Below are 11,512 nucleotides of genomic sequence, written 5' to 3' on the forward strand. Positions count from 1 at the left end.
TACGAGCTCCTTGCAAGGCACTTGATCCCTGCAGGTTATATGCGTATGCACTCTCCACCGACGCGGTATGTTACTTATCCCTGTCTTTTTCCTTATCCAGTTTCTGGGTTACAATCCGACATGCAGTACCGGCCACAAGCAAGGCCCCGATCAACTGGGGCACATGACTGACATAACTCCATGTATATTCGGGATAAATCTGATTGGTAATACGTGGATTAAATCCAAGTTTATCGAATTCCACACCGGCCAGAAACATGTATTGGGTGCCTCCTGCTTCATCCAGGCCGTAAATATGGTCAACATACTCTGGTACAACTTGTTCCGTTGTCTTGCCATGTTCAATGTGGTTAACCGGATAGGCATAGGTATCGCCAGGTTTCAGAGCCAGACGCCGCGCTGCTTCCTCTCGCAAATCTTTCACTTTACCAAAGAGTGAAGCGCCTGTCGGACAGGCTTCACAGCATGCCGAATAACTGCCCTGGGCATAGCGATGGTTACACAGTTGGCATTTTACTACAGACGGAGACGCCTTCTCCCACTCATACATGGGAATACCAAAAGGACAGGCCACCTGACAGTATCTGCAGCCAAAACATCTGTTTTTATTATAGGTGACGATTCCCGAGTCCGGATCCTTTTGCAGAGCAGCCACAGGACATACCGACACGCAGGCAGGATTCACACAATGGAGACAATGCTGCTTGATAAATGAAAATACTCCCCCTTGAGCATCTGAGTTTTCTCTATATGCCTTAATCACGCAGAGGGTATCCGCTGAAAGACCAGTCGGAGCGTCATATTTCTTTTCTTCTCCTTCATATTCATAGGGAATTTTGCCCGCAGTCTCCCTATGGTAGAGCGCTCCCCCAGGCTCTGAATTCGCCTTTTTACAGTTGACCATACAAGACATGCAACCGATACAGAGTGTTGCGTCGTAAAGAATCCCCACAGCATCCCGGGGCAATTCTTTCGCATCAGCCCTGTTTCCCACATTGGCTTCCGCAGCCAGCATCAGCCCTGTGCCAGCGGAAAATTTCAGAAAATCCCTTCTATTGATAGCCATGCAACTCAACTCCCGCGTTGAAGGTTCACTCTTCATCCTTGCCACGGAGATTGGCAAGGGCAACAGCTGTAGCACCTACCGCAACACCGGCTACACCATAGGCAAAACTCTTAGCTCCACCTCCTTTCTCAGGCACAGCCTCAGTAAACTGCCGTGGTGGAGTGGGAAAACTGACCCGGGCCTTGGAAAAGAGAGGGCTGGAAAAACCGACATTTTCCTCTGAACACCCAAAACAGGGCGCACCAGTTGCGACAGGCCAGCACCCGGTTGAGGAAACATCACCAAAATGCAGAGTTGAGCAATTATTAAACGTTTCAGGGCCTTTACAACCCAGTTTATACAGGCAATATCCCTTGCGATGGCTTTCATCACCAAACTGTTCTGCAAATCGTCCGGCATCAAAATGAGGTCTACGTTCACAGTTCTCATGAATACGACGATCATAAGCAAACAGCGGCCTTCCCTTGGCATCAAGGGCGGGGAGTTTGCCAAAGGTTAGAAAATGAATAACTGTGGAAAGAAAATTATATGGATTGGGTGGACACCCAGGAATATTTACAACTGAAATCCCATGCTCTTCCAAAATCTTATGCACAGGAGTCGCACCGGTTGGATTTGGAGAAGCTGCTGCTACACCACCCCAGGAAGCACAAGAACCTATCGCTATGACCGCACCGGCAAGGGGGGCTGTTTCTTTGAGAATATCCAGGACAGGTTTGCCGGCTATCTGGCAATATACGCCTCCATCCTTAACAGGAATGGCACCATCAACCACAAGAACAAACTTGCCTTTGTTGGCCTCAATGGACTTCTCACGATGATGCTCGGCTTGATGCCCTGCACCGGCATTCAGCGTTTCTGAATATTCAAGAGATATAAGATCAAAGATAAGGTTATCAATGGTAGGATGGTTGGTTCGCAACAGAGATTCAACACAGCCTGTACATTCCTGACCAGAAAGCCAGATGACCGGTGGCCGTTGCGGAGAAGTTACAGCCTTCGCCATTTTTGGCACTACACTCATGGGCAGTCCCATGGTTGCAGCAACTCCGGTACAAAACTTAACGAAATCCCTGCGTGTGACTTCGCCCCATCGTCGTTCGCCGCTCTTTCCCTTTGACACCATCAGCTACCTCCTTGGTCAGTTCAAATGAAACAGTATTACATCAGCGAAACAACACCATCGCTCAAGCAATACGTACGACCTGCAGAGGACAACCGTACCCCTGCAGGGGCCGATCAACTGCAAATAACAAGGCGGACGAGTACTCAGTTAGTGCCTATAAAAAACTTCTCCTCTCTTTTCACAGGCTCCCCCGTACTTCCCATGACTTGTTGAAAAACAAAAAATATACCTGCAGTGGCACTGTTCACAAATTCAACAAGCATTGTCCGTGGTACAAAACTTCTGCACAGTACACTCATGCGGAATTCAGGTCTCAAGCACTTCCGACAGAAAAGTTCCTACTAACATCATGGTATTAAGAAGTTACAACACAATCAAGCTATTTTTCCATTTTGCACAACTCGCACACAAAGACGAGCTAAAAACTACGAAAATATAACACCATAGAAAAAACAGACAAAAAAGCCAAAAATTACGCCCACAGAACGACTGGTGCCACGCTGTGGCAACAAACCAAAATAATATAATAAAATACATCCCTGTAACCACGACCCGCCTGAAACAAATGTGCACATCGAAGGCACAACACGTTGAAGATTTATTCAGCAAATGTTTCTTCTGTATATTTTCCACTCTACCCTATGAACCCTTTGAAAAGCAGGGCAGAGCATTGTATATTCGATACGCATTGGGTGATTTATCCTGCATCTGAATCCGGAGAAACAACCATTGCAGATACAGATGCAGTGAAAAATAAGGGTCGCGGAAAATGATAAATATCCAAAAATTGCATAGGATATCGGTTTGGTAACGTCGTCACATCAATGGTTCCATACTGGCCGTATTGAGCCTTTGACGCGATGACGTTACCGAGTTGAGAGACAAGCAAGATTGGATAATTTATTTTTTCCGTACCCCTAAGAGGAAAGGCGTGTGAACATCCGCCACGAGCCAGTCATTGCTGTATTTGAAGTCCTGGAAGGCCGATGGGTACCGTGAACATATGTTCAAACCACTGGGGCACCGGGAAGGTTGCCGACCAGTGATACTTCATGAGCCAGAAAGCCTGCCCGATTACACGGCACGTCTCTTCCCAGAGTTACCCACCGGAATTCTCTGTATTGTGCAAGCCATTGCTGGGCAGGCTACTGAACGGCTTTCAAATACAGTGAAAATCCGTCCTTAACAGATATCTTTGTTACTCATACTTTCAGATTACATGACTATGCAGGATAAAAATCGTGCTTTTGGAGCTGTTATCAGCCAACTCATCAATGGTAACTCACTCAGCAGAGATGTTGCCTATCACGCTTTTCAACAGGTATTGAACAACGAAGTCAGTGAAATGCAGCAGGGAGCTTTTCTTGCCGCACTCACAGCAAAAAAAGAAACCGCTGAAGAGATAGCCGGCGGCTGGCAGGCAATATTTGAACGTGACACCAATAAAGTGGTTTTCGATCAGGAACTTCCTCTTATCGACAACTGTGGTACAGGGATGGATACTTTCAAAACCTTTAATGTCAGCACGGCATCTTCCCTGATCGGTGCTGCTGGTGGATTACACGTATCACGCCATGGGGCCAGGGCTATTTCTTCAAAATGCGGCACCGTTGATATTGCTGAAAATCTTGGAGTCGATGTGGAATGCCCCGTAGAAATCGTAGCAAAGAGCATCCGCACAACCGGTCTAGGTTTGTTCAACGGCATGAGTCCACACGTCCATCCACAGGCACTGGGACGCATCCTCTCACAGATCTGCTTTGGATCACCTCTCAACATTGCAGCCTCCCTTGCCAACCCGGCCAAGCCCAAAATGGCGGTGCGAGGTGTCTACAGCCGGGAGATGCTGCTGCCGGTGGCCGAAGTGATGCGGGAAATCGGTTACTCCCGAGCCCTGGTTGTTTACGGCAGCATACAGGACACGGATTTTGGCATAGATGAGGCATCCGTCTGCGGTACGACCTACGGCTACCTGCTTGATAATGGCACCATCACTGCGATGGATTTCACTCCGGAATCTGCGGGACTGCAATGCCACTCCAGCGAAGAGATCTCTGCAAAGGACTCAGCAGCAACCAGTGCAGAACATCTTATCCGTCTCCTGGCAGGAAGAGAGAAAGGTGGTGCTGAAGATATCGTTCTACTTAACAGCGGCCTGCTCTTTTTCATAGCCGGAAAGGCCGACTCTATACAGAGCGGTGTGCACATGGCCAAAGAACTCCTTGCTTCTGGAAAGGCCATGGAAAAATTGAAGCAATGGGTCACTGTGCAAAGCCGAGACCCCGAACAGAGTTTGCAGCAACTCCAGGTGCACATGGAGCGGGTATGACAACACAACTCCTTATTCTCAAAAATGGCGAAGAGTACATACGGTTTACGGATAACGGGTACGAACTCTGCCCCATGAACAAAGCCTCTGTATTTGCCCTTGATCGTCTAAATGAAATACAAGAAAAACAGGCCCTTCTGCAGAATACAGACCTGCCGCTGACTGAAATCCGTTTGCTTACTATTACTGAAAAGCCCTTTCAACCATGAAAAAACTTCTGCTGAAACAGCGAAAGCATCTGGAAATCGTTGAAGACATCCTGCCGGAAACAACGCCTGCCGGCTATAAAAGACTTCGTGTTCTCTTTACAGGAATTTGTCGTACCGATGCTAAAATGTGGGCTGATGGCCATCGCGACCTCATCCTCCCTCGCGTCCCTGGCCATGAACTGATAGGCTTGGATGAAACAGATGGTTGCCTGTATGGATTATGGCCAGGACAATCTTGCGGAAAATGTCAGTTTTGTCTGGATGGCAGAGAAAATCTTTGTGAATCCATGAAAATCATCGGCTTCCATGACGACGGAGGATACGCCGATGAAGCCTTCCTGCCTGAAAATTCGCTCTTACCGGCTCCAAGCATCGAAAATTTACAGGTCCTCACATTTGCAGAACCAGTTGCCTGTGTATTTCACTGCCTGAGAACGCATCACCATATGGAGGGCAAGCGGGTTCTCATTTATGGTGGTGGGGTACTTGGCTGCATTACGGCCCTGGTCTGTACACTCCGAGGTGCTGACGTCACAGTTGTTGAAAAAAACGAAGAGAAGATTGCCCACACGGCTCCTTTTACCCAATCAGTAGGCTATACCACCTGCAAACGCACTACCAGCAGCAACTTTGACATTGGTATCAATTGCTGCGACAGTCATATTGCGTTCAGCGAGCTCCTGGCCAAAATCAAAAAAGCTGGAGCGCTGCTCTTCTTTTCTGGACTCAAAAAAAACATGGAGCTTGAAAGCAATATCGTTAACCTTTTCCACTATAAAGAAATCGACCTGATCGGCTCCTACGGCCCCCTCAAGAAAGATGTTCAAGATGCCCTGACCTTCTGTGCTCAAGAAGAGGAACGCCTTGCCATGCTCATCGAGAGCGTCGTTGGCCCTGAGGAAGTTGAACAGGCCCTTACAAAAGTGCATGCGGGCAACGCCTTGAAATATATCATCGATTTCACCAATGCTCCCGCTACAACACAACAACAGGCCCCTGTCCATAAAAAGGCGTCTTCTTCCAGCCAACATGTCTCCGAGACAGTTGCCTGCACAGTTGCTGCTCTCTCCTATCGTGATGATGGAATACATGAGCAAGCGCAACGAAAAATTGACGATAAAACCAAACCCCTTGGCGCCCTTGGCAGACTCGAGGGGCTGGCAGTACGCCTTTGCTGCATTCAGCACACCCTCACGCCCCAAATACACAACAAGAGTATGCTGGTTTTTGCCGGTGATCATGGCATTGTTGAAGAAGGTGTCTCAGCCTATCCTGCCAAGGTAACAGCTGAGATGGTCAACAATTTTCTCAATCACGGAGCTGCTATCAATATTTTTTGCAAGACCTATGATATTGGCCTCAAAATCATAGACATGGGTGTAAAAACAGATATTTCACCCCATCCGGATCTCCTTGTAAAAAAAGTCGGCTATGGCACAGAAAACTTTTCCCTGCAACCTGCCATGACCATCTCAAAAGTAAATCGTGCCCTTGAGGCTGGCATGGAAGCTTTTATACAGGTAGCAGGGCAGGATTGCTCAATTGTCGGTATAGGAGAAATGGGAATTGGCAATACCACTTCGGCAACAGCTATCATTTCTGCAGTTACCGGTACACCTGTAAGAGAACTGGCAGGCAGGGGAACAGGGGTTGATGATGAGGGATTAAAACGAAAAGTGGAAGTCCTTGAACGAAGCATGGCCCTGCATCATCCTCCAAAGGACGACCCCATTGCCCTTTTGTCTCTGGTGGGTGGTTATGAAATAGCCGGAATGTGCGGAGCCATACTCAAAGCAGCGGAAATGGGTGTTGCCGTGGTGCTTGACGGCTATATTTCAACCGCTGCAGGACTTGTTGCCACACTCTTTTCAGACACAGTAAGTCATTATCTTCTTGCAGGGCATCGCTCAGTTGAGATTGGGCAACGGACGGCACTGCAGCATATGGGAATCGCCCCTCTGCTTGACCTGGATATGCGCCTTGGAGAGGGCACAGGAGCAGCCATTGCCATAGACCTCGCAGAGCTGGCCTGCCGCACCATGTGCGAGATGGCTACTTTTGAGGAGGCCGGAATTACACGAAAGCAGTAACTCTACGCTTGAAAATTATCACTCTTTATACGCTCCAAGATATTAAGGGTCACGGAAAAAACAAATTATTCAATATTGCTTGTCTCTCAACTCGGTAACGTCGTCGCGTCAACGGCTCAACAATACGGCCAGTATGGAACCATTGACACGACGACGTTACCAAACCTATATCCTACGCAATTTTTGGATATTTTTTATTTTCCGCGACCCTAAATTCGAACATTTCGAATAACTGCATCTTCTTCCAACTCACTGTCTGAAAAAACCTTTTTCAGGTGGTAATTGACGGGGTGGGTTTTAACATCGTAAAGACTCCCCATCATTTTCTGGGTCAGCCAAATATTTTCCTCCACGTAGACGGCTTAAATGCCACCCTTGTCGGTGGCTGCAACATATGCCAGATATGCGGCTGCTGAGAATCGAATGATGACTCTCTCTTTTTTTCCTGCTTTTGAAGTTGTTTATTTTCATCCTTCTTCATTCAACGCCTCCCAGTTTTGATACCTGTACCGGGACCAGCGGCGGTATTTAATCAACTCCCTCAAGCAGCTGTATTTTCGGCAGATACAATCGTTTGTTCACTTCTTCACTCATATCTTGACCAGAAGCTCCTTTTTCGACCATGGGCCTGCATGAGTTGCTCTTTGAAAGCTTCGTGATGATTACATTCTTTCCAGTCAGTGATACTTACCGCCAGTTCATCCAATTTTTTCAGATACCGAATACGGAAACCTTCATTCCCAGATACTCCATGGTGGAGGCAATGCGTTTATAGCCCCATGATGGATTCCGCTTTGCAAATTTCAGGATGGCATCGACGTATTCCTGTGGGACTGGTTTGGGACCACGCTTGTTTTCCGGTGAGCTTTTTGAGCTGTCATACTTCTGGCCAACCAGATTTCGGTGCCAGCCAAGAATGGTTTCCGGCTTGAATATTCCAGCAACGTCTTCCAAAGCATGTTTATCCAGGGAGATTGCCTTTTGAGACAGGCGCTTTTTCTGCTGGCTTGAGAGTTTAACCTGTTTGCAGTGGAAATCATCCCGGAGGACCTCCCGTAAAACAGAATTTTCCTCCATGCAGTACTCCAGCGACTTTTGCAGGTTCAGGAGAAGATCCTTGGTCGTGTCATCAGAAACGCCTTTGATGATGGCTTTAAATTTGTTGTAGGTCTCCTTGATCATGATTCATCTCCGTTAAGGTGTTCTATTTTCATTCCAAGATCTCACCGAAACGGAGTCCCGCATAACCGGCTATATCTTTTACTCTTTCCTCTGTGTCACAGCAGTTGTCATAGTTTTGTCACAGCTCGATGTGGTGATACTTTGTTGCAAAACTGACCGGTCATTCCTCACCTTTGTGTTCAATCTGTTTGAGCAATAGGTCGAAGTCGCTTTCAAAGAGCCGATCCTGAACAATGCGGTACTTCTCAAATTCGGTTTCAGCATGAGCCTTTGCCAGCTCTGCGGTCACCTTTCCGGCGTCTTGCAGAATCTCTCTATCCCAGAGTTTCAGGAACCCTCCTAAACGTTCTTCCCAGTCAGCCATGGTCATAGGAATTTTCCGCATAGCCTGCATTTCTGCCATGTCCAGATAGGCCGACACGATTCGCTGCATCTGTCCAAGTTCAAATTCCGAAAAGTAATTCTTGGCAATGGAAACATCGTATTTATGGATTTTTCCTTTTGGAGCTCCTTCCCAGCTGGTCAGCTCCATGTTCTCTTTTTGGTGGTCTACGCGATCTAAGATAACCTCAGCCGCTGAACTGTACGGCACGTTCATTTTCGATTTTGAAGCCCACGGCGATAATGGCCTGTAAACTGTAATGATCCATCTCACGTTTCACCTGCCTGTTTCCCTCGGTTTGAACTATTAAGTATTTCTTAATAGTTGCCTCTCGGGTCAGCTCGTTATCAGAATAAATGCGCTTCAGGTGCTGATTGACAGCTGGAACCGTAACATCATACAGGGTTGCCATCATCTTCTGTGTCAACCAGATATTCTCGTCTTCATAGCGCATTTCCACACTGGTTTCCGAACTACCAGCGGCTGCAACAAAGGTCAGGTATTCCGCCGCCGAAGAATGGATAAGGGCAGTTTCTTTTTTCCCGGCCTTCTGAAGCTGTTTGTCTTTATCTTTTTTCATTCCACACCTCCCCAGTTTTGATACCTGTCCCGGGACCAGCGGAGGTATTTCATCAGTTCCCAGTTCACCGAGTCTGAATTAAATTGCTCGCTGTCAAAGTCGCCGCCGGACCATTCCATGTAACTTTCGTGCTCTTCATGGCTCGGGTCCTTCAGGGCGTTGCAGAATTCAAAGTAACCGAGTACGCCACCAACATCTTCAGGTGGGCAGGCCCGTTCGCCTTCAAGGCAGGCCAGCTTCGTTCTTAGCTCCGGATTGAAATAGCGGTTTTCTTCGAGAGCAAGCTCATGCTCCCAGCTGTCCCCTAAATCATACAGATAACGGAAGCTGCGGCCTTTCTGCTTGATCAGATCTCCAAGACGGTATCTGCCGCAGGCCAGCCCGTCTTCTTTCGATTCAGGGTATTCCGTGTATCGTTTATTCCCGATGGTAAATTCGTGCAGGTGGCTGTCGGTCCAGCCCATGACAATCTGGATGACATCGTGCAGCCGGTCCAGTGTGATGCTGGCGGGCACTACAAAACGACGCCAGATTGCCGGTTCAACATTAAGTAGCTGTATTTTCAGCAGATACAATCGTTCGCTCATTTCTTTACCTCATATTTTGACCAGAAGCTTCGTTTGCGACCATGTGCCTCAATGATCTGCGCTTTGAAAGCTTCATGATGATTACATTCTTTCCAGTCAGTGATACTTACCGCCAGTTCATCCAATTTTTTCAGATACCGAATACCATGGGGATATGCTTTGCTGTAGCCACGTTCCAGAATAGAGATAAGCAGACTGCGGTACATCAGACTAGTGACAAGGTGGCGGCGTTCTGACTCCATCGCTTCTGCCAGAGAGACCAGACTGTCGTAATGGTTACCATTAAACTGGTCAGCACGCTCCAGGAGATAGTTTTCGGCTTCATCAATCTTTCCCACGGCAATCAGGAATTCCGCATCCAATTCCTCGAGTCTGTCGGATTTCAGGATCTGCCGGATTTCATCGTTGATAACATCATCCCGCTTGTCATGACCGATGACATCCAGAAGCGCCTGCAGGGTGTCTATGGAATGATAGGATCTGAAATTTTGGTACAGAAGCTCCGTCAATTTTTCTGAATCGCCCTGCTCCTGGTAGATCTCCTCCAGCAGTTGATCCCGCTCGTATGCCTGATAGGTTTCGCCATCCGGAATTTTCTTCAGCCAAGAATGGGCAGTTTCAACATCTCCACTTTCCAGGCAGACCTGGGCAATATCAATCAACGCTGTTGTAGACAGCTTCCCTAATGATGTAATGCGAGTTTTTTCAAAGAGCTGAGCATCCTTGATCTGCCGAGCCAGGGATTCAATAGAGCGTAAATGGTGGCGCTTATCGTGTTCTTTTTTTTCTTTGCCGACCCACTTCTGAAGCGTGGCAATCATTGTACGGATAACAGGTTTCGGCAGACATTCACCGGCACAATCAATCAAGGTATTCCTAATGGCGTAGTCATCCTTTTTATTTATTTCCAGGATAATATCAGCAATTTTCTCTTTGTCGTCACAACGCGAAGCATAATCCACAAAAAGCTCTTTGGCATTATAGTGGAACACATCGCCGATCTCCCCACTGGAGTCATCGCACATCTCAAAAATGGCGCTGTCGGCTTCGTAAAAGGAGGCAACCAACTCTACTCCGGTAACAGCATCATCCACACCGGCTTTCAAATCCTGCAACAGCATTTCAAGCTCGCGGGCAAAATCGTGGGCACCACGCCAATCAATAAACCGTTTTGATTGTTTCAGGCTCGAAAGCTTCTGCTTGAAACGGTGAACATTTTCCTTTGGGGTGACAATCAGTCGTTCAATCAGGTCATCGGCCTTATCAGAATGAACGGCAAGGCTTAATAAAGCATCAGCCAAAGCATCAGGCCCCAGATCGACTAACTTTTGTTTGCGATTACTCTCCATTTCATTTCCTGCCTTAAATCCTTGTTTCTTTAACTTGGCTGTACACGGCTTTTACCAGATAAATTGCCGCAATATTTCTGAAATAATCCTCTTTCATAAGCCTGATAAAGTACCTTCGCTCTCATCCATCCGTTCAATAAACAGGTTTTTCAATGCTGGTTGAAAACAGGTTTGAAATTCTCAAAACTGTTTGCCATAAATGGACTTTTCGGAGTTATGTAATAGCCTTGTAGATACCGATTCATGCACGTATTTCACTTTTTGAATTAGCCCAAGTTCGTGACGCTGGATCACAATTTATCGTAAATACAGATATTTACCGGTTCAGCATGTGCCGTTATGGCACTACTTTTTTTCTTATTCTGTGAGCAGTTACTTTTTATTCATATTGTTGTCTTCACCTGCTTACCTGGTAGATTTTGCACTCCAAGAGCTGACAAAATTTCCTGTTGGGATGCATCCGGGCGGCTACTTTTTCTCACGTGCACTGTACTGCCGTTCTTACACTTCATTGAAATTGTCATTCTGCACTGGGTAGAAAGAATCTGACGTATGCTTGCCCAGTTACTCACAATACCTGCCTTTTTCAACGTTAGTCGAATCAGATGAACA

General features: G+C 47.1%; 10 protein-coding genes and 3 pseudogenes. 4 read left to right on the plus strand and 9 right to left on the minus strand.

Annotated elements, in window-relative coordinates; translation table 11 throughout:
• Positions 1 to 70: 70 nt before the first annotated feature.
• Together hybA and G493_RS0119480 are read right to left on the minus strand one after the other, a co-directional pair.
• Positions 71 to 1,066 (minus strand): hydrogenase 2 operon protein HybA, encoded by a 996-nt coding sequence (gene hybA, locus G493_RS30235; RefSeq protein WP_051309609.1) that lies wholly within the window; start codon positions 1,064 to 1,066, stop codon positions 71 to 73.
• A gap of 25 nt (positions 1,067 to 1,091) precedes the next feature.
• Positions 1,092 to 2,192: a hydrogenase small subunit gene (locus tag G493_RS0119480; RefSeq protein WP_051309612.1), complete on the minus strand. Its 1,101-nt coding sequence runs from the start codon at positions 2,190 to 2,192 to the stop codon at positions 1,092 to 1,094.
• Positions 2,193 to 3,150: 958 nt separating this feature from the next.
• Between G493_RS0119480 and G493_RS35010 the strand changes: the two genes are divergently transcribed.
• From G493_RS35010 to cobT, 4 genes are read left to right on the plus strand one after another with little or no spacing between them, the layout of a single operon-like run.
• Positions 3,151 to 3,378, plus strand: a complete 228-nt coding sequence (locus tag G493_RS35010) for a hypothetical protein (protein WP_028581745.1) — start codon at positions 3,151 to 3,153, stop codon at positions 3,376 to 3,378.
• A 33-nt stretch (positions 3,379 to 3,411) separates the two neighbouring features.
• Positions 3,412 to 4,521: an anthranilate phosphoribosyltransferase gene (gene trpD / locus G493_RS0119500; protein ID WP_028581746.1), complete on the plus strand. Its 1,110-nt coding sequence runs from the start codon at positions 3,412 to 3,414 to the stop codon at positions 4,519 to 4,521.
• Positions 4,518 to 4,730, plus strand: a complete 213-nt coding sequence (locus G493_RS0119505) for a hypothetical protein (RefSeq protein WP_028581747.1) — start codon at positions 4,518 to 4,520, stop codon at positions 4,728 to 4,730. The genes trpD and G493_RS0119505 overlap by 4 nt, the downstream gene beginning before the upstream one ends.
• Entirely contained in the window at positions 4,727 to 6,820 is a 2,094-nt protein-coding gene (gene cobT, locus G493_RS32520) for a nicotinate-nucleotide--dimethylbenzimidazole phosphoribosyltransferase (protein ID WP_028581748.1), read from the plus strand. Before G493_RS0119505 ends, cobT begins: the two co-directional genes overlap by 4 nt.
• Positions 6,821 to 7,032: 212 nt before the next feature.
• Here the strand turns inward: cobT and G493_RS33090 are convergent.
• The 7 genes and pseudogenes from G493_RS33090 to G493_RS34075 all read right to left on the minus strand — a co-directional run.
• Positions 7,033 to 7,248 (minus strand): annotated as a pseudogene (locus G493_RS33090) (cell filamentation protein Fic); the annotation flags it as partial.
• A gap of 158 nt (positions 7,249 to 7,406) precedes the next feature.
• Positions 7,407 to 7,526, minus strand: a complete 120-nt coding sequence (locus G493_RS34865) for a DUF6880 family protein (protein ID WP_408608817.1) — start codon at positions 7,524 to 7,526, stop codon at positions 7,407 to 7,409.
• A 5-nt stretch (positions 7,527 to 7,531) separates the two neighbouring features.
• Positions 7,532 to 8,002, minus strand: a complete 471-nt coding sequence (locus G493_RS0119530; RefSeq protein ID WP_028581749.1) for a hypothetical protein — start codon at positions 8,000 to 8,002, stop codon at positions 7,532 to 7,534.
• 160 nt (positions 8,003 to 8,162) lie between these two features.
• Positions 8,163 to 8,964 (minus strand): annotated as a pseudogene (gene rhuM / locus G493_RS34870) (RhuM family protein).
• Positions 8,961 to 9,551, minus strand: coding sequence for a plasmid pRiA4b ORF-3 family protein (locus G493_RS0119540; RefSeq protein WP_028581750.1), 591 nt, complete (start codon positions 9,549 to 9,551; stop codon positions 8,961 to 8,963). The pseudogene rhuM and the gene G493_RS0119540 overlap by 4 nt, the downstream one beginning before the upstream one ends.
• Positions 9,548 to 10,900, minus strand: coding sequence for a tetratricopeptide repeat protein (locus tag G493_RS0119545; RefSeq protein WP_028581751.1), 1,353 nt, complete (start codon positions 10,898 to 10,900; stop codon positions 9,548 to 9,550). The genes G493_RS0119540 and G493_RS0119545 overlap by 4 nt, the downstream gene beginning before the upstream one ends.
• A gap of 383 nt (positions 10,901 to 11,283) precedes the next feature.
• Positions 11,284 to 11,512, minus strand: a pseudogene (locus G493_RS34075) (IS1634 family transposase); the annotation flags it as partial.

Source organism: Desulfogranum japonicum DSM 18378 (assembly GCF_000429945.1).
GTDB classification, from domain to species: domain Bacteria; phylum Desulfobacterota; class Desulfobulbia; order Desulfobulbales; family Desulfobulbaceae; genus Desulfogranum; species Desulfogranum japonicum.

Bases quoted from the DNA above. Each gene is read 5' to 3' on its own strand.
- hybA (WP_051309609.1), bottom strand. From the start codon at position 1,066: ATGGCTATCAATAGAAGGGATTTTCTGAAATTTTCCGCTGGCACAGGG.
- G493_RS0119480 (WP_051309612.1), bottom strand. From the start codon at position 2,192: ATGGTGTCAAAGGGAAAGAGCGGCGAACGACGATGGGGCGAAGTCACA.
- trpD (WP_028581746.1), top strand. From the start codon at position 3,412: ATGACTATGCAGGATAAAAATCGTGCTTTTGGAGCTGTTATCAGCCAA.
- G493_RS0119505 (WP_028581747.1), top strand. From the start codon at position 4,518: ATGACAACACAACTCCTTATTCTCAAAAATGGCGAAGAGTACATACGG.
- cobT (WP_028581748.1), top strand. From the start codon at position 4,727: ATGAAAAAACTTCTGCTGAAACAGCGAAAGCATCTGGAAATCGTTGAA.
- G493_RS0119530 (WP_028581749.1), bottom strand. From the start codon at position 8,002: ATGATCAAGGAGACCTACAACAAATTTAAAGCCATCATCAAAGGCGTT.
- G493_RS0119540 (WP_028581750.1), bottom strand. From the start codon at position 9,551: ATGAGCGAACGATTGTATCTGCTGAAAATACAGCTACTTAATGTTGAA.
- G493_RS0119545 (WP_028581751.1), bottom strand. From the start codon at position 10,900: ATGGAGAGTAATCGCAAACAAAAGTTAGTCGATCTGGGGCCTGATGCT.